Origin of the sequence: Allobosea sp. Leaf344 (genome assembly GCF_001426225.1) — a bacterium.
Lineage (GTDB): Bacteria > Pseudomonadota > Alphaproteobacteria > Rhizobiales > Beijerinckiaceae > Allobosea.
Genome location: NZ_LMRT01000009.1, coordinates 280,145 through 300,154, shown reverse-complemented (window position 1 = coordinate 300,154; position 20,010 = coordinate 280,145). Strand labels below are relative to the sequence as shown.

The following is a 20,010-nucleotide window of genomic DNA, read 5'->3' as shown; positions in this document are numbered from 1 at the left end:
CGACGGCGACGCCTCATCCAGTTCCCGGGCCCTTGCGTAAGGGTGTCAGCTGCCCCGCCAGGTTCTGCGCGCGGTGCGGCGCGGGAGGATCTCCATGCCGATCGCCTTCTGGTGCGTGCTCGCGGCCGGCATCCTTCCGGTCCTCACCGTCGCCATCGCCAAATGGTCGGCGCATTACGACAATGGCGAGCCGCGCGCCTGGTCGCAGACGCTGGACGGGCATCGCCGCCGCGCCTATGCCGCGCATCAGAACGGCTATGAGGCCTTTCCCTTCTTCGCCGCCGCGGTGTTCGGGGCGACGCTGCTGAAGGCGCCGCAGGCGACGGTCGATGCGCTGGCGCTCGCCTTCATCCTGGCGCGCATCGGCTATACCGCCTGCTATATCGCGGATTGGCCGACGCAGCGCTCGCTGGTCTGGTCGGCCGGCTGGCTGGCGACGGTCGCGATCTTCACCGCGCCCGCCTGGGCGCTGCTGCGCTAGGACGCGACCCCGTCTCAGCGGTTGAGTGACAAAGAGGCGCCGGATTTGGTGACGGCGCCGCTCATCGAGCCGGCATCATTGGCGCGGAGCCTGGCCACGACGGTCCCGCCCTGCTGGTACAGATAGACCTCGCCATTGCGGTAGTCCCAGGCATTGACCTTCTGCAGATCCTTGTTGGTGCAGCCGCTGGCGCTGGCGCGATAGAGATCGAGCGCGGGCGCGCTCGACAAAGACACGCGGCAGGAGCCGCCGGTCGCTTCCCGTGCCGTCCAGCTGCCGACCACGCCGTCGCGCGACGAGACCGAACCGCGCGCGCTGGGCGCGCCGCCGAGCGTCGCGATCTGGCCTCCGCCGCCGCGCAGGGTCGGGACGTCCTGGGCGGATTGCGGCTGCACCGGCGCGGTGGTCGGCGCCGAGGCGCCGGCATTGGGGGTGTAGAACGGATCCTGCGGCGGCGGCAGCGCCCCGGTGGTCGGAGCGGGCGCCGAGGCGACGGGATAGCCGCCCGGCGGCGGCAGGGGCTGCGACGTCACCGGCGCGGAGCTGACCGGAGGCAGCGGCTCAAGCGCCGGCTGCTGATAGGCGGGCGAGGCGGAGCCGCCGCCGACGAAGCGTTGCGAACCGGCGCAGGCGGTCAGCGCCAGCAGCGGCAGCAGCGCGGCCGCCCTGATGATGGCGCGGGCCGGAACAGTCTTCATCATCATCCGGACATCTCTTCGGTGAGCGGGGGCGCATGATTGCAGGCCCGACTGAACAGGACATGAAACTGCGTCGCGTTCCGTTCTAGCGCAGCATCGGCGGATTGCGAACCCGCATCGACAGATCTGGTTCCGGAGGCGCGAGCCCGTCATACTCGGCATTTCCCGCCGCCCTGTTCCCGGACGCTCATCGATGAAGCCTCTGTCGCCTGCGACGATCGCCCCGCCCTTCGCCCGCTACAGCCATGGCATCGAGCTGCCGCCGGGCCGCCGGCTGGTGTTCTGCTCCGGGCAGCTCGGCATCGCCGCCGATGGCACGATCCCGGAGGATGTCCGGGCCCAGGCCGATCTCTGCTTCGCCAATATCGGGGCGATCCTGGGCGCGGCGGGGATGAGCCTGACGGATATCGTGCGGATCAACGCCTATGTCACCGACCGGGCGCATATGAAGGGCTATATGGAATCCCGCGACGCGCATGTCGGGACGCCGCCGCCGGCGTCCACGCTGATGATCGTGTCTGGCTTCACCCTGCCGGCCTTCAAGGTCGAGATCGAGGCGATCGCCGCCGCGCCCTGAGGCGTTCAGGCGTCCGAGCGCCAGGGATAGCTCCAGGTCTCGGTCAGGGTCTTGTCGCCGCTCTTGAGGAAGGCCCGCATCTCCGCCACCTGCCCGGGCTCGACCAGGATGTCGATGAAGGCGCGGAAGCCCTGGGTCTTCGGATTGGGCACCAGGAAGGCGCGGTCGATCCGGCCATAGGCGATGGAGGGGACGATCGTCACCTTCTCCGGCTGGCGCAGATGGTAGTTCAGGTCGCCGCCGGCGAAATCGACGATGAAGCGCCGGGCGCCCGCGGTCACCGGCTCGCCGGAGCCGAGCGCCTTCGGCTTGGCCTGATAGGTGTTGATGATCCGCCCGCCGGGATGCAGATCGCTCGAATCGAGCATCGCCGTGAGCTTGTAGGCGAAGGTGAATTCCCGCCCGGGCTCGAGCGGGGTCTTCGGCGCCCAGAGCGCGACGATGTTGTCGTTGGTCTCGTCGGTGGTGGGGATCTCGATCAGCTCGACGAAGCCCTCGCCCCAATCGCCCAGCGGCTCGATCCAATAGGAGGGGCGCAGCTCATAGGAGAGGTCGAGGTCCTGGTAATGCTCGAAGACCCGGTCGCGCTGCATCAGCCCGAAGCCGCGGACATTGCGCTCGACGAAGGACGACACGGCCTGCTGGCGGGGATTGCGCAGCGGCCGCCAGATCCATTCGCCCGTGCCGGAATGGATCATCAGCCCATCGGAATCATGCAGCTCGGTGCGGAAATCGTCATGGAAGCGGCGGTCGTTCTCGCCGGTGAAGAACATCGAGGTCAGCGGCGCCAGGCCGAGCCGGTCGATCGTCCTGCGCGGGAACAGCGTGACGTGGATGTCGAGCACGCTGTCGAGATCGGGATAGATGTTGAAGCGATAGGCCCCGGTCACCGAGGGCGAATCGAGCAGGGCGTAGACGGTGACGCGTTCGGCATTGGGCTGCGGCGCCTCGACCCAGAATTCGCGGAAAACCGGGAATTCCTCGCCGCCGGGGATGCCGGCGCCGATCGCCAGGCCGCGCGCCGACAGGCCGTAGCGCTGCTCGCGGCCGAGCACGCGAAAATAGCTCGCGCCGATGAAGGAGATCAGCTCGTCGAAGATGCGCGGGTCGTTCAGCGGGTAATGCAGGCGGAAACCGGCGAAGCCCAGATTGACCGGCAGCGGCTTGTCGAATTTGACCCGGCCGTAATCGAACAGGTTGGCGGCATAGGGCACCGGGGTGGGGACGCCGTCGCGGATGATGTTCACCACCACCGGCCGGGTGAAGAGGAAGCCCGGATGGAACATCTGCATCCGGAAGGGCGAGCCGTTCTGGCCGAGCAGCGACCGGTCGGGCCGGAAGCGGATGTCGCGCCAGGCATCGAAATCGAGCCTGGACAGCGGCTCGGGCAGGCTCGGGCCGGGCTCATAGGGCACGGCGGCGATCTCGCGGGCACGGCGCAGCACGTCCTCGAAGCGGAAGCTCGGCTGGGGCAGGGCGGGGGGCTGTTCCTGCGCCGGCTGCTGGGCGAGCAGCGCGGCGGGGGCCGCGGACAGGGCGAAAGCGGCGGACAGCCCGGCCAGGACGGTGCGGCGGTCGGTGGTGGTCATGGCGAAATTCCGTGGTCTCGTCGCGGCGCGGCCTGGCGGCCTGGCGGCCTGTGGCCATTCGCGTGGCTTAGGCGAGGAATGCCGGCCGGTCTAGGGTGTGGCCGGCGAGGCGGCCCGGATCCGGCGATTTCGGGCCGTTCGGCCGGGCTCTGCCGGGCGAGGCCGGATGTCGCGGGGCCAATTTTTAGGCGCAGTGCCAAAATACCACTTGTACCCCGGGCCCATCATCCGTATATCGCGTTCACCCAATTCGCACGTGCCTGTGGCCGCGTGTCAGTCGGTGGGCATCCGGACAAGAGGCCGGACAGCCGCCAGGTGTTGGAGACGGATGGAGGGGGATGGATATCCCCTCAAATCGCGCTCCCGGTTCCTCCCGAGGGAACTGTCACCGAACAGCGACTGGCAGCCGGAGGCGAAACCGGCGAACCCCGAATCTCCACGGGGGACGCAGCTTAAAGCAACGACGGAACGGGCTTTTTTTGGTCTCGCTGGTCCTCCAAAGACCAGCACCGAAGAGGCTTGTCCTTCATTGCCGGGCGTGCGGGGTCTTCCCAAGCGACGGTTCCAGGGTCCGGACGATCTGTTCGGCGACTCAAGGCGTCTCCATCGCGCCTCGATTCGTTGACGCATCACCCGGCTTCACTTCGCATCGGCGCCGCTTGCGCCGAAGGGAGACGCGTCTCATGACCGAGCGCATCCGTGAGTTTCTTCGCACCCGCCGTGAAGACGGACCCTGCGTCGTCATCGATCTCGATGTCGTGCGCGAGAACTATCATGCCTTTTCGCGGGCCCTTCCCGACACGCGCGTCTTCTACGCCGTGAAGGCGAATCCGGCCCCGGAAGTGCTGGGCCTGCTGGCCAAGCTCGGCTCCTGCTTCGATTGCGCCTCGGTCGTCGAGATCGAGCTCGCTCTCGCGGCCGGCGCCACGGCCGACCGGATCTCCTTCGGCAACACCATCAAGAAGGAGCGGGACGTCGCCCGCGCCATGGAGCTCGGCGTGCGCCTGTTCGCCGTCGACTGCACGGCCGAGGTCGAGAAGGTCGCCCGTTCGGCCGAGAAGACCGCCGTCAAGGATGCGCGCATCTTCTGCCGCATCCTCTGCGACGGTGCCGGCGCCGATTGGCCGCTCTCGCGCAAGTTCGGCTGCGTGCCCGAAATGGCCGCGGACGTGCTCGAGCACGGCCATCGCCTCGGGCTGCAGGCCTATGGCATCTCGTTTCATGTCGGCTCGCAGCAGGCCAATGTGAACGCCTGGGATTCCGCTCTGGCCTCGGCCTCGGCGGTGTTCAAGGAGTGCGCCACGCGCGGGCTGTCGCTGTCGATGGTCAATCTCGGCGGCGGCTTCCCGGCCCGCTATCTGCGTCCGATCCCGGGCGTTCCGGCCTATGGCGATGCGATCTTCCAGGCGCTGTCGAAGCATTTCGGCAACCAGCTCCCGGAGACCATCATCGAGCCGGGCCGCGGCATGGTCGGCGAGGCGGGTCTGATCGAGGCCGAGGTCGTGCTGATCTCGAAGAAGGCCGAGGACGACCAGGTGCGCTGGGTCTATCTCGACATCGGCAAGTTCAACGGTCTCGCCGAGACCATGGACGAGGCGATTCGCTATCCGATCCGCACCGCCCGTGACGGCGATGCGACGGTGCCCTGCGTGCTGGCCGGCCCGACCTGCGATTCGGTCGACGTCATGTACGAGAAGACCCCGTACATGCTGCCGTTCAGCCTGGAGATCGGCGACCGCGTGCTGATCGAGGGCACGGGTGCCTATACGACGACCTATTCGGCCGTCGCCTTCAACGGCTTCCCGCCGCTGAAGCAATACGTCATCTGACGTCGTTCGGGCGCGGCTCCCGCCGCGCCCTTCCCCCCACAGCCTGTTTTGTGGCCGCGCTTCGGGCGCGGCGCCGGGAAGGTCTGCGTGCTGCAGGCGCTCCGGCCGGAGGTGCGTCATGATTCTGATCCGCGATGAAATCCTCTCCGACGTGCCGGCGCGCGAGGCGCTGCTCGATCGCTGCCTGGGCGAGCGCCGCACGGCGAAGTCGAGCGAGCGGCTGCGCGAGGGCCGTCTGCCGGCGGAGGGCCTGGCCCTGACCGCCGAGCGCGACGGCGAGATCGTCGCGACCGTCCGGCTCTGGCATGTCGAGGCCGATGGCCGCCCGGCGCTGCTGCTCGGGCCGCTCGCGGTCGCGCCGGAGCTGCAGGGCGAGGGGCTCGGCAAGGCGATGATGCGCGAGGGGCTGTGGCGCGCGGCCTGCCGCGGGCATGGCGCGGTGCTGCTCGTCGGCGACGCGCCCTATTACGGCCGCTTCGGCTTCTCCGGCGCGTTGACCAAGGGATTGTCGATGCCCGGCCCGGTCGAGCGCGAGCGTTTCCTGGCGATCGAGCTGCGCGAAGGCGCGCTCGCCGGCGCGCGCGGCACGCTAAGCCCCGCCGGCGCGCTGGCCGAGGAGCCCGCCACGGCGCTGCCGATCGCGGCCTGACACGGACCCGTCACCCACGCCGCCTTTTCATCCCGGCCTGTGCATGCACGGGCCGGGCTTCGCCGCGTCTCGCCGCCGCGCGGCGCGGCAGCGGGCGGGAAAGCGGGTGCCGGCGGGTTTTCGGCGATCCGCCCCGGATTGACGCCGGAAAGCCCGGCCAATAGACGACCCGGCTAGCGCCTTGCCGCAAGAGGCCGCGGCCATCAGACCACGCCATGGGCGGCGCCTGCCGCCCGTCTCACCGATGAAGGGATGCCTCGCAATGACCACCTGGCCCGTACACGGCACGATCTCCGGCCCGATCGTGATGATCGGCTTCGGCTCGATCGGTCGCGGCACGCTGCCGCTGATCGAGCGGCATTTCGCCTTCGACCGCTCGCGTTTTGTGGTGATCGATCCCGATGATGCCGACCGGGCGCTACTCGACGAGCGCGGCATCCGCTTCATCCAGCAGGCGGTGACCCGCGAGAACTACAAGGAGCTGCTCACGCCGCTGCTCACCGAGGGCGGCGGGCAGGGCTTTTGCGTCAATCTCTCGGTCGATACCGGCTCGCTCGACATCATGCAGCTCTGCTCGGATCTCGGCGCGCTCTATATCGACACGGTGAACGAGCCCTGGGTCGGGTTCTATTTCGACCAGAGCAAGGGCCCGGGCGACCGCTCCAATTACGCGCTGCGCGAGCAGACCCTGGCCGCCAAGCGCGCCCGCCCGGCCGGCACGACGACGGCGGTCTCCTGCTGCGGCGCCAATCCCGGCATGGTGTCCTGGTTCGTGAAGCAGGGCCTGCTCAACATCGCCGCCGATCTCGGCCTGCAGACGCCGGAGCCGAAGAGCCGCTCCGAATGGGGCGCGCTGATGCAGCAGCTCGGCGTCAAGGGCATCCATATCGCCGAGCGCGACACGCAGCGCGCCAAGGCGCCCAAGCCGCCCGGCGTCTTCGTCAACACCTGGTCGGTCGAGGGCTTCGTCTCGGAGGGAATGCAGCCGGCCGAGCTCGGCTGGGGCACGCATGAGCGCTGGATGCCGGCGAATGCGCGCAGCCACGAGACCGGCTGCCAGGCTGCGATCTACCTGCTGCAGCCGGGCGCCAATACCCGCGTGCGCTCCTGGTGCCCGACGCCCGGCGCCCAATACGGCTTCCTGGTGACGCATAATGAATCGATCTCGATCGCCGATTACTACACGGTGCGCGACGCCGATGGCGCGGCGGTCTACCGGCCGACCTGCCATTACGCCTATCACCCGGCCAATGACGCGGTGCTCTCGCTGCACGAGATGTTCGGCCAGGCCGGCCGCGTGCAGGACGAGCATCGGATCCTGACCGAGGACGAGATCGTCGACGGGATCGACGAGCTCGGCGTGCTGCTCTACGGCCATGGCAAGAACGCCTATTGGTACGGCTCGCAGCTCTCGATCGAGGAAACCCGGGCGATCGCGCCCTATCAGAACGCGACCGGGCTGCAGGTGACCTCGGCCGTGCTGGCGGGGATGGTCTGGGCGCTGGAAAATCCGAATGCCGGCATCGTCGAGGCCGACGAGATGGATTTCCGCCGCTGCCTCGAGGTGCAATCGCCCTATCTCGGACCGGTCGTCGGCGTCTATACCGACTGGACGCCGCTGCAGGACCTGCCGGGCTTCTTCCCCGAGGATCTCGACATGAAGGATCCCTGGCAGTTCCGGAACATCCTGGTGCGCTGAGCCCGCATCGGGCGACCTGATCCGCCATCCCGGGGCCGATGCCCCGGCGCTTCGCCGCGATCCCGTCCCGCCATCACCGCGTGACGGGCGCGGTCTTTACCCCCGCGAGCAGCAGCCCGCCCGTGGCGAAGAACAGGATCAGCACGGCCAGGCCCGCCTGCTGGCTGGCGAAGACGGTGGTGGCCACCGCCACCAGCGTCGGCCCCAGGAAGGAGGTCACCTTCCCCGACAGCGCGAACAGGCCAAAGAATTCGCCGATGCGATCGCGCGGGGCGAGCCGCGCCATCAGGCTGCGGGAGGAGGCCTGCAGCGGTCCCGCGACCAGGCCGATCAGCAGGCCGAGGCCGAGATAGACCCGCTCCGGCAGCGAGGCGAAGAGCCCGTCGCCGGGGGTGGCGGGCGCGGCGGGGATGACGAAGAGGACACGGTCCGGCCCGAGCGACAGGATGCCGAGGCAGGTGAAGAGCAGGGTCGCGATCGCGCCCAGCACCACCGCCTTGCCGCCGACCAGATCGTCGAGCCTGCCGCCGAGCCAGGCGCCGAGCGTGCCGGTGACGGTCAGCATGATGCCGAACACGCCGAGTTCGATGGTCTGCCAGCCGAAGACGCCGGCGCCGTAGATCCCGCCGAAGGCAAAGAGCGCGACCAGCGCGTCCTGGTAGATCATGTTGGCGAGCAGGAAGCGGCCGAGCCCGGGCAGGCGCGGCAGCTCCAGCAGGGTCGCCTTCAGCCGCCCGACGCCGCCGCGGGCGGCCTCGGCGAGCGACATCCGGCTGCGCGGGCTGTCGGGAGTGAGCAGGAACATCGGCGTGACGAAGAGGATGAACCACAGCGCCGTCAGCGGGCCGGCGAAACGGTCGCCCTCGCGGGCGGCGGCATCGAGGCCGAAGAGCGGGGTCAGCCCGGCCAGCGTCCTGCCGGTCTGCGGATCGGCCGCGAGCAGGGCCAGGGTGATGGCGAGCGAGACCAGCCCGCCGAGATAGCCGATCGCCCAGCCCGTGCCGGAGAGCCAGCCCAGCCGCTCCGGCGGCACCAGCCGGTGCATCATGGCGTTGTTGAAGGTGGTGGCGAATTCGGCGCCGATGGTCGCGACGACGAAGCCGGCCAGAGCGATGGGCACGGCGAAGCGCGAGCCCGGCACCGCGAACCAGAGCAGCCCCGACCCGATGACGAGCAAGGCGCCGAACACCGCGATCCAGGGTTTTCGCGGGCCGGTCCGGTCGGCGATGCCGCCGAGCAAGGGCGAGAGCAGCGCGATCGTCAGCCCGGCGAGGCCGGTGGCATAGCCCCAGAGCGCCTGGCCGGAGGCGGGGTCCGCCGCCAGGGCCGAGGCGAAGAAGGGCGCGAAGACGAAGGTCGTGATCAGCGTGAAGAAGGGCTGCGCCGCCCAGTCGAAGAACAGCCAGGCCGTCACCGCCCGGCGCGGCGGGTAGAGCGGCCCGGGCGCTGCGCCGACGCTCACTGCAGGGTGGTCTCGGGATCGCCGCCGCCGCGCGCCAGCTCGATCTCGGTGATCGCGACCAGCACCTCGGCCCTGGTGCGCAGATCATGCGCCTCGAGCAGCGCCTGCTTCTCGCGCGGGCCGAACGGGCACATCATCGACAGCGCGTTGACGAGCGCCTCGTTGGGCGCCTCGTTGACGCCCTTCCAGTCGATCTTCAGCTCATTGGCCTTGGCGAAGGCACGCAACGCCTTGAGCAGGCCGTTGCGGTCGACCTCGTCCTCCCCGGCCCGCGGCATGAAATCGATCGCGTAATCATCGTAGCTGACCCGGCATTGGCGATAGGGCGTCGTCACCGACAGCTCCTCGACGATCCGGAAGCGGCTGATGCCGGTCAGGGTCAGGATGATGCGATCGTCCCCCGTTTCGGCGAATTGCGTGATCCGGCCGATGCAGCCGACCTGCAGCAGCCCAGGCGCGGTGGCCTGGCGGCCGGCCTCCGGCTCAGGCTGGATCATGCCGACGATGCGATGGCTGCGGATCGCGTCGTCGATCATCGCGAGATAGCGCGGCTCGAAGATGTTGAGCGGCATCTGCCCGCGCGGCAGCAGCAGGGCGCCGCCGAGCGGGAAGACCGGGATGACCTCCGGACAGTCCTGGGGGCCGGCGTAGGCGGCGTTCATGCCCATGGCAGCGAGGTCCTCGACGGGATCAGGAGAACAGCAGGGTGGAGAGCTTGCGCCGCCCGGCCATGCTGAATTCGTCCATGGGGCCCCAGGCCTCGAAGAACTGGAGCAGTTGCTTGCGGGCGCCGTCCTCGTTCCAGCCGCGATCGGCCCTGATGATCGCGATGAGATGGTCGGTGGCCTCCTCGCGCCGGTCCCGCGCGTTCAGCGCCAGCGCCAGGTCGAAACGCGCCTGATGATCCCTGGGATCGGCGGCGAGGCGGGCTTCGAGCTCGGCGGTGTCGCCCAGCGCGGCCGCCTGTTCGGCGAGCTCGATCGCCGCGCGCACGGCGGCGATGCCGGGATCCCCGGCCTTGGCCTCGGGCGCCATGGCGAGGATGCCCTTGGCGCCTTCGAGATCCCCGACATCGAGATGCAGCCGCGCCAGCCCGGCGATGGCACCGGTATTTTCCGGCTCCATCTCCAGCACCTGCGCGAAGACCTCGCTCGCCGAGGCCGGATCGCCGGCCTCCGCCGCGGCCTGGGCAGCGGCCAGCATCTCTTCCGTGGCGCCGGGGCCGACGGGGCCGACCAGCTTCTCGACGAAGGCCTTGACCTGGCTCTCGGGCAGCGCGCCCATGAAGCCGTCGATCGGCTGGCCCTGCTTGAAGGCGATGACGGCGGGGATCGACTGGATGCCGAGCTGTCCCGGGATCTGCGGATGCTCGTCGATGTTCATCTTGACGAGCTTGACCTTGCCCTTGGCGCCCTTGACGACCTTCTCGATCACCGGGGTGAGCTGCTTGCAGGGGCCGCACCATGGCGCCCAGAAATCGACCAGCACGGGCTGCGTCATCGATTCGCTGACCACGTCCTGGCGGAAGCCCTGGGTGGTCGTGTCCTTGATCAGACCGGCTTGGTCTGCCGCTGCGTCATTGGCCAGCATGGCTCGTCCTTCGTCGCCTCTTCGATCGGTCGTGGGGGGCACGGGTCCCGGCCTTCGCGACCCTGCCATAGATGGGGAGGCTCAGCCGTTCTGTCCATCGGCGGGAACCGGCAAATCGACGATCAGCGGGCGATGACCGGCACCGTCGAGAAAAGCGAGCAGCGCATCGTGGCCGATGCGCAGCGTCGCCGTGTTGATCAGCGGGTGGAAATTCACCTCCTCGCCGGTCATCAGATTGGCGTCCAGCACCAGCGTGACCTCGCCCGCGCGGTCGTTGATCACGGCGAAGGCGGTGACCGAGCCGGGCGTCACCCCGAGCTTCGCCATCAGCAGCTCGGCCGAGCAGAAGGAGAGCCGCCCGCTGGCGCCGATGACCTCGTGCAGGCGCTTGAGATCGATGCGGGCATCGTCGCGCGCCGAGACCAGGAAGAGGCGGCCCTTCTTGTCCTTCAGAAACAGGTTCTTGGTGTGCAGCCCGCTCATGCCGGCCCGCAGCTCCCGCGATTCGTCGACGGTGAAGACGGCGCGGTGGTCGGTGCGGTGGAAGGCGAGCCCCTGCGCGGCGAGATGGGCGCAGAACTGGTCTGGGGTGAGAGGCTCGGACATCGCGGGGCTCGTGCAGGGATCGGTGGTCAGGCGGTCGGGCGGCAGGCAGATCGGGCTTTCTCGGTGGCGGTGGCGGAACCTGCCTAATCGCCCGGGACGCCGGCCACAAGCGCCGCCGCCCGCTCGGCCGATGGCGGCAGCGACATGCCGCAAAAGGCCGGCGCCGCGCCCCTCGCGCCCGCTTCGTCCGGGCCAGCAAAAAATCTCGCGGGAGGCGCTTGCGCTTCGCGACGGATTGGGGCAATAAGCCGGCCTCGCGGCGGAGACGCCGCGCACTGTCCGGACGCGGGAGTAGCTCAGGGGTAGAGCACAACCTTGCCAAGGTTGGGGTCGAGGGTTCGAATCCCTTCTCCCGCTCCAGGATGGTTCATCGATCGCAAAGGCGCCGGGTCTCCGGCGCTTTTTGCGTTTTGGCCCGGCGCCATCCGGAAATGGCGCCGCCACCGGCCCCGCTCACACCTCCAGCACGATCGCGCCCGTGGTCGCGCGCGCTTCGGCGGCGCGATGCGCCTCGCCGGCATGCTCCAGGGCGAATCGCGCGCCGATCTCCGGCCGGATCAGCCCTTCGCCCAGAGCCGCGAACATCTCGGCCGCGTTGACGCGGAAGATGGCGGGGTCGGCGTTGTGGGGGAAGACCGAGGGGCGGGTGAGGAAGAGGCAGCCCTTCTTGTTGAGGAGCTCGGGCTCGATCGCGGGAGCCGGCCCGGAGGCGGCACCATAGATCACCACCAGGCCGAAGGGCGCGGCAAGGCCGAGCGACTGCAGGAAGGTATCCTTGCCGACGGAATCATAGACGACCTCCGCCTTGCGGCCCCCGGTCTCGGCGAGCAGGGTCTCGACCCAGCCATCGCGGCTGTAGTCGATGGCGATGTCGCAGCCGGCGGCGCGGGCCAGCTCGCATTTCGCGGCGGAACCCGCCGTGCCGACGACGAAGGCGCCGAGGCCCTTGGCCCAGCGCGCCAGGATCTGCCCGACGCCGCCCGCCGCGGCATGGATCAGCACCATTTCGCCGGCCGCCACCTTATGCGTCCGTCGCAGCAGATATTGCGCCGTCATGCCCTTGAACAGCACCGCCGCGGCCTGTTCGGCGCTGACGCCCTCGGGCAGAGCGACGAGCCTGTCGGCGGCGACGTTGCGGCACTCGGCATAGGCGCCGAGCCCGGCATTCATATAGGCGACGCGGTCGCCGGGGCTGAACCCCTCGACCCCGTCGCCGACCGCCTCGACGACGCCCGCCGCCTCATGGCCGAGCCCGGTCGGCAGGGGCAGGGGGTAGACGCCCTTGCGCTGATAGACGTCGATGAAGTTGAAGCCGATGGCGCTCTGGCGCAGCTGAACCTCGCCGGGTGCGGGGGGCGGCAGGGTGACGTGCTCGAGCTGCATCACCTCCGGCCCGCCGAACTGGTTCAGTCTGATCGCCCGCACTTCAGCCATGGCTCGCCCTCTTCAATCGTGAGCCGCAGAGGTAGAGCGGCCCGGCCCCGCTGCCTAGAGCCCTCGTCGCGCTCGGCGACTGGCGAGCCCTCCATGCATCGGCTCCGGCGCGCGCCTGCGCAGGGGACCGTATCGGAGGCGGTGGAGAACAGGCTAAGCAGGCGCGCCGCAGCGAGGCGGGGCCGGGAGATGGACTGGGATCGATGACACAACGCGCGCGTGATCTGGGGCTCGCCTGCGGCGCCCTCCCGCCCGGCCCGCTCAATGCGATCACCGATGTTCTGGGGCTGCGGGTCGGGCATCGCACGGTGCGGGAGGGGGATGTGCTGACCGGCTTCACCGCCGTGCTGCCGCATGACGGCAATCTCTTCCGCCGCAAGCCGCGCGCCGCGGTCAAGGTGATCAACGGCTTCGGCAAGAGCGCCGGGCTGATGCAGCTCGCCGAGCTCGGGCAGATCGAGACGCCGATCCTGCTCGGCAATACATTGGCCGTCGGCGTCGGTTTCGACGCGCTGGTCACCCGGGCACTGGCCGAGAACGCCGATATCGGGCGCGAGACCGGCACGGTCAATCCGCTGGTGCTCGAGTGCAATGACGGGTTCCTCTCCGATATCAGGGCGCGGCGCCTGACCCAGGAGGACGCTTTCGCGGCGCTCGACGCGGCGCGGGAGGGCCCGGTCGAGGAGGGGGCCGTCGGCGCGGGGGCGGGCATGAGCGCCTTCGGTTTCAAGGGCGGCGTCGGCACGGCCTCTCGCGAGATCGCGCTGGACGGAAGGCTGTTCCATCTGGGCGTTCTGGTGCTGGCGAATTTCGGCCGCGCCGGGGATCTCGTCCTGCCGGATGGCCGGCGCCCGACGCCCGCCGGTTCAGGCGAAGGGGAGCGCGGCTCGGTGATCGTGCTGATGGCGACCGATCTGCCGCTCGAGACCCGCCAGCTCAAGCGCATCGCGCGGCGCGGCGGGGCGGGGCTGGCGCGGCTCGGAGCCTTCTGGGGCCATGGCAGCGGCGATATCGCCGTGGCCTTCACCACGGCCGATCCCGTCCACCATGACGAGAATCAGGCGCTGGTCGGCCTGTCGGCCCTGCACGAGAGCCGGATCGACCTTCCCTTCCAGGCGGCGGCGGAAGCGACGCAGGAGGCCGTGCTGAACGCGATGCTGGCCGCCCCGGCGACGATCGGGCGCGACGGGCACCGGCGCCCCTCGCTGGCCGACTGGCTCGGCGCGCGGCCCTGAGGCCGGCGCGGGGCTCCGAGGCCGGCGCGGGGCTCTGAGGCCGGCGCGCGGTTTGGCGTCCGGGCCCGGCCGATGCCGGCGCCCGGAACTGCGAAGGCCCGCGACCGGCGCTAGTGGTTGTCGCGCGGCACGCCGAACTTCTTGTGGATCTTCTGGTATTTGACCGCCGGCTTGAGGACCATGCCGTCGGAGAGTTCGCCGACGATCTTGCGCTGGATCTCCTGCCAGGGCGTTTGGCTCTTCGGATATTTGTAGCCGCCGGCCGCACGCAACGCGGCGCGCCGCGTCTCGAGCTCCTGATCCGAGACGAGGATGTTCGCCGTGCGCTTGTTGAGGTCGATACGCACGCGGTCGCCGGTCCTGAGCAGAGCGAGCCCACCGCCGGTCGCGGCTTCGGGCGAGGCGTTGAGGATCGAGGGCGAGCCGGAGGTGCCGGATTGGCGGCCGTCGCCGACGCAGGCGAGGGCGGTGATGCCCTTCTTGATCAGGTAATCCGGCGGGCGCATGTTCACCACCTCGGCCGCGCCGGGATAGCCGATCGGCCCGACACCGCGGATGAACAGGATCGAATGCTCGTCGATCTCCAACGCGGGATCGTCGATGCGGTGGTGATAGTCCTCCGGCCCGTCGAAGACCACGGCCTTGCCTTCGAAAGCCATCGGATCCTTGGGATTCTCGAGATAGCGCTGGCGGAATTCCGGGGTGATCACGCTGGTCTTCATGATCGCGGAATCGAAGAGGTTGCCGCGCAGGTTGAGGAAGCCGGACTGCGCCTTCATCGGCTCGTCATAGGCCTTGATGACCTTGCGATCCTCGGCGAACAGCCCCTCGCAATTCTCGGCGAGGGTGCGGCCATTGGCGGTGATGGCGGGCTTGATCTTGCCCTTCGCCACCAGCTCGGCGACCACGGCGGGGACACCGCCGGCGCGATAGTAATCCTCGCCGAGATATTCGCCCGCCGGCTGCAGATTGACCAGCAGCGGGATCTCGTAGCCGATCTCCGTCCAATCCTCATTGTCGAGCGGGACACCGATATGGCGGGCGATGGCGTTGACCGAGATCGGCGCGTTGGTGGAGCCGCCAATGGCCGAATTGACGACGATCGCGTTCTCGAAGGCTTCGCGGGTCATGATCTTCGACGGGATCAGGTTCTCCCAGACCATGTCGACGATGCGCAGCCCGGTGAGATAGGCCATCTCGTAGCGGTCGCGATAGGGGGCCGGGATGGCGGCCGCGCCCGGCAGCGTCATGCCCAGCGCCTCGGCGATGGAGTTCATCGTGGTCGCCGTGCCCATCGTGTTGCAATGCCCGGCGGACGGGGCCGAGGAGGCGACGAGATCGACGAAACCGCGATAATCGATGTCGCCGGCCGCCATCATCTGGCGCGCCTTCCAGACGATCGTGCCCGATCCGGTGCGCTCGCCGCGGAAATTGCCGTTGAGCATCGGCCCGCCGGGCAGGGCGATCGCCGGGATGTCGACGGTCGCCGCCGCCATCAGCTGGGCCGGGGTCGTCTTGTCGCAGCCCGTGGTCAGCACCACGCCGTCGAGCGGGTAGCCATAGAGGATCTCGACCAGCGAGAGATATTGCAGGTTGCGGTCGAGGCTCGCGGTCGGGCGCTTGCAGGTTTCCTGGATCGGATGGATCGGAAACTCGAAGGGCACGCCGCCGCGCTCGCGAATGCCGTCGCGGACCCGGGCGGCCAGCTCGATATGGTGGCGGTTGCAGGGCGCGATGTCGGAGCCGGTCTGGGCGATGCCGATGATCGGGCGGCCCGATTGCAGCTCCTCGCGCGACAGGCCGAAATTCATGGTGCGCTCGATATAGAGCGCCGTCATGTCGGCATTGGCGGGATTGTCGAACCAGGCCTTGGAGCGCAGCTGCTCGGGCTTGATCCGGCGCGGCGCCTTCTTGCGGGGGATCGCCGTCGGCCGGTCCTGGCGCGGCACATTGCTCTCTGGCGTCTTGGCCATGATCGTCGTTTCCTCTCGCGCGGCCCGGCGCTGGCGGCCGTTTGCCGGTCATCCGTCTGGTAGGTCGAAGCAGGATGCTCCGTCGCATTCTGCCGATCATGCGCGCCGCCGCAAGGGCAGCAGCGTGGGATAGTCATACTATTTCTGCATGCAGCATACAGAGATCTTCCTTGTCAGCATCGGGGATTTGCGGCCATGACAGCGCCAAGCGTCGCCGCAAGAGGGACGCGCCATCTGTCGAGGACACCGGCCATGACCCTGCATGTCGTCCCCTCCTTCTCGCGCATCGGCGAGGAAAACGCCTTCGCGGTGCTGGCCCGCGCGACGGAGCTGCAGCGCCAGGGCAAGGACATCATCAATCTCGGCATCGGCCAGCCGGATTTCCCGACGCCCGACCACATCGTCGAGGCGGCGGTGAAAGCGCTGCGCGACGGGCATCACGGCTATACCCCCGCCAATGGCATCCTGCCTTTGCGGGAGGCGGTCGCCGCCGATCTCCACAAGCGCTTTTCCGTCACGGTGTCGCCGGACGAGGTGATGATCGTGCCCGGCGGCAAGGTCACCATGTTCATGGCGATCCTGATGTTCGGCGAGCCGGGGGCCGAGATCCTCTATCCGGATCCGGGCTTCCCGATCTATCGCTCGATGATCGAGTTCACCGGCGCGACGCCGATCCCGGTGCCGATCCGCGAGGAGAACGGCTTCGCCTTCTCCGCCGAGGAGACGCTGTCGCTGATCACGCCGAAGACGCGGCTGCTGATCGTCAACTCGCCCGCCAACCCCACAGGCGGCGTCACCCCCAAGGCCGAGGTCGACAAGCTGGTCGCCGGCCTCGCGCGCTTCCCGGATGTCGCGGTGATGTCGGACGAGATCTACGACCAGATGCTCTATGACGGCGAGCGGCATGTCTGCCTGCTGAGCTATCCGGAGATCCGTGACCGGCTGATCCTGCTGAACGGCTGGTCGAAGACCTATGCGATGACCGGCTGGCGCCTGGGCTTCTCCGTCTGGCCGAAGCCGCTCTACGAGAATGCTCGCAAGCTCGCCGTCAATTCGCATTCCTGCGTCAATGCGGCGGCGCAATGGGCGGGGCTGGCCGCGCTGACCGGCCCGCAGGACGCGGTCTCGATGATGCTCGCGGAATTCGACCGGCGCCGCAAGGCGGTGGTGAGCGGGCTGAACGCCCTGCCGGGCGTCTCCTGTGCCGTCCCCAAAGGCGCATTCTACGCCTTCCCGAACGTCTCGAAGACCGGCTGGAAGGCGAAGACGCTCGCCTCCGCGCTGCTCGAGGATGCCGGGGTCGCGACCATCGGCGGCCCCGATTTCGGCGTGCATGGGGAGGGCTATATCCGCCTCTCCTACGCCAATTCTCTGCCCAATATCGAGCGGGCGCTTGAGCGCATGGGCGAATTTCTGAACCGCGCCAGCCCGGGCTGAGGCGGCTCAGACCTTGGCGGCGCTGGCGGCCGCGTCGATATTGCCGGCGAGCTCGGCATCGATGCCCAGCGCCCCGGCGAGGCCCGCCAGGAAATCCTTCTCCGCCGCCGTATCCGGATTGATCGCGATCCGCGCCGCCGTATAGACCTGCGCCGCGATCTCGGGCGTCGTGGCCGCGGCGACGAGATCGTCGATCGCGGCGGGATTGGCCATTTCATTGGCCAGCCACTCATTGGCCTCGGGATCGAAACCCGCCTCGCGCAGCCCGCCCAGGATCGCATTGCGCTCCTCGGCGTCGATCGCCCCGTCGCTGGAGGCGGCGGCGATCATCGCGCGCACCAGCAGGAGCGCGGTCGCGTCGGTCGCGGCCTCCGGCTCGAAACCCGAGCCCTGCGGCGCCGGCAGAACCTCCTGCGTCTGCAGGTCGAGCAGCGGCTTGCCGGCCTGGTGGTTCTGATAGGCCTTGTAGGCGAGGCCGCCGATCAGCGCGAGTCCGCCCATCCGGGCGGCGGAGCCGACGACGGCGCGGCCGGCCGAGCTGCCGAAGACCAGCGCGCCGAGCCCGCCGAGGACGGCGGTCGCCATCGCCGGATTCTTGGCGATCATCTGCCGCGCCTGGTCGAGGATCTCCTGGGTGGAGCGCCCGCCGGTGGCCTGGTTCAGCGCGCCGCCGGCCTTCTGCTGCAGGCCGGTCTGCCGGGCGACATCGCCGACCCCTTGCGTCGCCTGGCCGAAGATCTGTCCCGCCATGCCGGCGAGCCCGCCGACGCCGCCGGCCTTCTGCACCTGGTCGGCCAATCCGCCCAAGACGCCGCCCAACCCGCCCTGGCCGGTCGATCCGCCCTTGGCGCCCGCCTGAGTGCCGGCGCTGATCAGCGCATCGAGGAGGGATTTGGCGTTGAACATCATTGCTCTCCTGTCCGGCGCGCTGCGCCATCCGAGCCCATAGACAGCCTGCTGTCGCCCCGCTCGCATAGGCGGGGCCGGCAGGGCTGAGAATAGGAACGGGTCAGCGCATCGGCAATGGCAGCAGCCCCGGTTCCTTCAATGTGTCGAGAACGATTTCTGATCTGACACGCGATACGCTCTCATGAGGCATGAGGATTTCATTAACGAAGGCGGACAGCTCCTTGAGATCCTCGACCGCGACCTTAAGCAGATAATCCGCCTCGCCCGTCAGGGCATGCGCCTCCAGGATCGCCGGGGTGAGGCGCACCAGATCGCGGAAGCGCCTGGCATTGTCGCGCGAATGGGTGTCGAGCGCGACATGGATGAAGACGGTGATCCCGAGCCCGATCGCGCCGGGTTCGATCAGCGCGCGATAGCCGCGGATCACCCCCTCCTGCTCCAGGCGCTGGCGGCGGCGGGAGATCTGGCTGGCGGAGAGCCCGATCCGCTCGGCCAGCGCGCCATTGGTCAGCGAGGCGTCCTGCTGGAGCGCGTCGAGCAGCTTCCAGTCGAAACCATCGAGCCTGGTCGATCCTTGCATGCCACGCCTCCTTTTCGCACCAAACGTGCATCACACAGAGTCGGATAGGTGACAAACGCAAGGTCTGCGCCGCTGCCATGCGCGATGATCAGCGTTCATAAGACATTGGGAGGTTCAAGCCATGGGTCCATTTCCGCACGATGCCGCACCGCCGGCGATCAGCGACGCCAATCCGATGGGCACGGACGGGTTCGAATTCGTCGAATATGCCCATCCAGAGCCGGAGAAACTCGGCGCCCTGTTCGAGACGATGGGGTTTCGCCCGGTCGCCCGGCATCGCTCCAAGGCCGTCACCCTGTATCGCCAGGGCGACGTCAATTTCGTCGTCAACGCCGAGCCGGATTCCTTCGCCCAGGCCTTCGCGGCCGAGCATGGCCCCTGCGCCTGCGCCATGGCCTTCCGGGTGGTCGATGCGCAAAAGGCTTTCGAGCGCGCCGTCTCGCTGGGCGCCGAGCCTTACGAGAGCCGGGTCGGGCCGGGCGAATTGCACATTCCCGCGGTGAAGGGCATCGGCGGTTCGCTGCTCTATTTCGTCGATCGCTATGGCGAGAAGGGCTCGATCTGGGACGTCGATTTCGACTGGCTTGGCGAGCGCGATCCGCATCCCGAACAGGCCGGGCTGTATTACCTCGATCACCTCACCCACAACGTCATGCGCGGGCGCATGGATCACTGGGCCGATTGGTATGGCAAGCTGTTCAATTTCCGCGAGATCCGCTTCTTCAACATCGAGGGCAAGCTGACCGGGCTGATCTCGCGGGCCCTGACCTCGCCCTGCGGCAAGATCCGGATTCCGATCAACGAGTCGCTCGACGACAAGAGCCAGATCGAGGAATATCTGCGCCAGTACAAGGGCGAGGGCATCCAGCATGTCGCGCTCGGCGCGCGCGACATCTACGCCTCTGTCGAGAGGCTGCGCGGCAACGGCCTGCCCTTCATGCCGGCGCCGCCCGAGACCTATTACGCGCGGGTCGATGCGCGCGTGCCGAACCATGGCGAGCCGGTCGAGCGGCTGAAGCAGAACGGCATCCTGATCGACGGCGAAGGCGCGGTGGCGCTCGGCGCGAAGGAAGGCCGGATGAGCAAGGTGCTGCTGCAGATCTTCTCAGGCACGGTGCTGGGTCCGATCTTCTTCGAATTCATCCAGCGCAAGGGCGATGACGGCTTCGGAGAAGGCAATTTCCGCGCGCTGTTCGAATCGATCGAGGAAGACCAGATCCGGCGCGGTGTGCTGAGCGCGGCAGAGTGAGGCGGGTCGGCGG

General features: G+C 68.6%; 18 protein-coding genes and 1 tRNA gene. 9 read left to right on the top strand and 10 right to left on the bottom strand.

Going from position 1 to position 20,010, the window contains the following annotated elements:
- Positions 1-94: 94 nt before the first annotated feature.
- The gene (locus tag ASG72_RS07435) at positions 95-481 is read left to right on the top strand and encodes an MAPEG family protein (protein ID WP_056710641.1); all 387 of its coding nucleotides are present in this window, start codon (positions 95-97) and stop codon (positions 479-481) included.
- Positions 482-495: 14 nt separating this feature from the next.
- Here the strand turns inward: ASG72_RS07435 and ASG72_RS07430 are convergent, their stop codons facing one another.
- On the bottom strand, positions 496-1,185 hold the full coding sequence (locus ASG72_RS07430; RefSeq protein WP_056710639.1) for an AprI/Inh family metalloprotease inhibitor: 690 nt from the start codon (positions 1,183-1,185) through the stop codon (positions 496-498).
- Between the two features lie 187 nt (positions 1,186-1,372).
- On the opposite strand from ASG72_RS07430, the gene ASG72_RS07425 reads away from it, so the two are divergent.
- Entirely contained in the window at positions 1,373-1,756 is a 384-nt protein-coding gene (locus tag ASG72_RS07425) for a RidA family protein (protein WP_056710637.1), read from the top strand.
- Between the two features lie 5 nt (positions 1,757-1,761).
- Here ASG72_RS07425 and ASG72_RS07420 read toward each other — a convergent pair whose 3' ends face one another.
- Positions 1,762-3,345: a glucan biosynthesis protein G gene (locus ASG72_RS07420; protein ID WP_056710636.1), complete on the bottom strand. Its 1,584-nt coding sequence runs from the start codon at positions 3,343-3,345 to the stop codon at positions 1,762-1,764.
- A 683-nt stretch (positions 3,346-4,028) separates the two neighbouring features.
- Here ASG72_RS07420 and ASG72_RS07415 point away from each other — a divergent pair.
- The 3 genes from ASG72_RS07415 (at position 4,029) to ASG72_RS07405 (ending at position 7,522) form a co-directional block, all read left to right on the top strand.
- Positions 4,029-5,174 carry a type III PLP-dependent enzyme gene (locus ASG72_RS07415; RefSeq protein WP_056710633.1) on the top strand — a complete coding sequence of 382 codons (1,146 nt, stop codon included), beginning with the start codon at positions 4,029-4,031 and terminating at the stop codon, positions 5,172-5,174.
- Between the two features lie 118 nt (positions 5,175-5,292).
- Entirely contained in the window at positions 5,293-5,823 is a 531-nt protein-coding gene (locus tag ASG72_RS07410) for an N-acetyltransferase (protein ID WP_056710632.1), read from the top strand.
- A gap of 262 nt (positions 5,824-6,085) precedes the next feature.
- The gene (locus ASG72_RS07405; RefSeq protein WP_056710630.1) at positions 6,086-7,522 is read left to right on the top strand and encodes a homospermidine synthase; all 1,437 of its coding nucleotides are present in this window, start codon (positions 6,086-6,088) and stop codon (positions 7,520-7,522) included.
- 73 nt (positions 7,523-7,595) lie between these two features.
- On the opposite strand, the gene ASG72_RS07400 is transcribed toward ASG72_RS07405, so the two are convergent.
- The 4 genes from ASG72_RS07400 to ASG72_RS07385 form a co-directional block, all read right to left on the bottom strand.
- Positions 7,596-8,984 (bottom strand): MFS transporter, encoded by a 1,389-nt coding sequence (locus tag ASG72_RS07400; RefSeq protein ID WP_056710628.1) that lies wholly within the window; start codon positions 8,982-8,984, stop codon positions 7,596-7,598.
- Positions 8,981-9,652 carry an LON peptidase substrate-binding domain-containing protein gene (locus tag ASG72_RS07395; protein ID WP_056710626.1) on the bottom strand — a complete coding sequence of 224 codons (672 nt, stop codon included), beginning with the start codon at positions 9,650-9,652 and terminating at the stop codon, positions 8,981-8,983. The genes ASG72_RS07400 and ASG72_RS07395 overlap by 4 nt, the downstream gene beginning before the upstream one ends.
- Before the next feature lie 22 nt (positions 9,653-9,674).
- Positions 9,675-10,574 carry a thioredoxin gene (trxA, locus tag ASG72_RS07390; protein WP_056710625.1) on the bottom strand — a complete coding sequence of 300 codons (900 nt, stop codon included), beginning with the start codon at positions 10,572-10,574 and terminating at the stop codon, positions 9,675-9,677.
- A gap of 81 nt (positions 10,575-10,655) precedes the next feature.
- Positions 10,656-11,180 carry a prolyl-tRNA synthetase associated domain-containing protein gene (locus ASG72_RS07385; protein WP_056710623.1) on the bottom strand — a complete coding sequence of 175 codons (525 nt, stop codon included), beginning with the start codon at positions 11,178-11,180 and terminating at the stop codon, positions 10,656-10,658.
- Positions 11,181-11,465: 285 nt separating this feature from the next.
- Here ASG72_RS07385 and ASG72_RS07380 point away from each other — a divergent pair.
- Positions 11,466-11,540, top strand: a tRNA-Gly gene (locus tag ASG72_RS07380).
- A gap of 93 nt (positions 11,541-11,633) precedes the next feature.
- Here the strand turns inward: ASG72_RS07380 and ASG72_RS07375 are convergent.
- Positions 11,634-12,614, bottom strand: coding sequence for a quinone oxidoreductase (locus ASG72_RS07375; protein WP_056710621.1), 981 nt, complete (start codon positions 12,612-12,614; stop codon positions 11,634-11,636).
- A 203-nt stretch (positions 12,615-12,817) separates the two neighbouring features.
- Here ASG72_RS07375 and ASG72_RS07370 point away from each other — a divergent pair, with 203 nt between their 5' ends.
- A complete protein-coding gene (locus ASG72_RS07370; RefSeq protein WP_056710619.1) occupies positions 12,818-13,849 on the top strand; it encodes a P1 family peptidase in 1,032 nt (343 codons plus the stop codon).
- Between the two features lie 110 nt (positions 13,850-13,959).
- On the opposite strand, the gene ASG72_RS07365 is transcribed toward ASG72_RS07370, so the two are convergent.
- Positions 13,960-15,822: an IlvD/Edd family dehydratase gene (locus ASG72_RS07365; protein ID WP_082540169.1), complete on the bottom strand. Its 1,863-nt coding sequence runs from the start codon at positions 15,820-15,822 to the stop codon at positions 13,960-13,962.
- 252 nt (positions 15,823-16,074) lie between these two features.
- Between ASG72_RS07365 and ASG72_RS07360 the strand changes: the two genes are divergently transcribed.
- Positions 16,075-17,259, top strand: a complete 1,185-nt coding sequence (locus ASG72_RS07360; protein WP_056710617.1) for a pyridoxal phosphate-dependent aminotransferase — start codon at positions 16,075-16,077, stop codon at positions 17,257-17,259.
- A 6-nt stretch (positions 17,260-17,265) separates the two neighbouring features.
- Here ASG72_RS07360 and ASG72_RS07355 read toward each other — a convergent pair whose 3' ends face one another.
- Positions 17,266-18,168, bottom strand: a complete 903-nt coding sequence (locus ASG72_RS07355) for a DUF533 domain-containing protein (protein ID WP_162246207.1) — start codon at positions 18,166-18,168, stop codon at positions 17,266-17,268.
- Between the two features lie 100 nt (positions 18,169-18,268).
- Positions 18,269-18,748 (bottom strand): Lrp/AsnC family transcriptional regulator, encoded by a 480-nt coding sequence (locus ASG72_RS07350; RefSeq protein ID WP_056710615.1) that lies wholly within the window; start codon positions 18,746-18,748, stop codon positions 18,269-18,271.
- 121 nt (positions 18,749-18,869) lie between these two features.
- Between ASG72_RS07350 and hppD the strand changes: the two genes are divergently transcribed.
- Positions 18,870-19,997 (top strand): 4-hydroxyphenylpyruvate dioxygenase, encoded by a 1,128-nt coding sequence (gene hppD, locus ASG72_RS07345; protein WP_056710614.1) that lies wholly within the window; start codon positions 18,870-18,872, stop codon positions 19,995-19,997.
- The last annotated feature ends 13 nt before the right edge of the window (positions 19,998-20,010 follow it).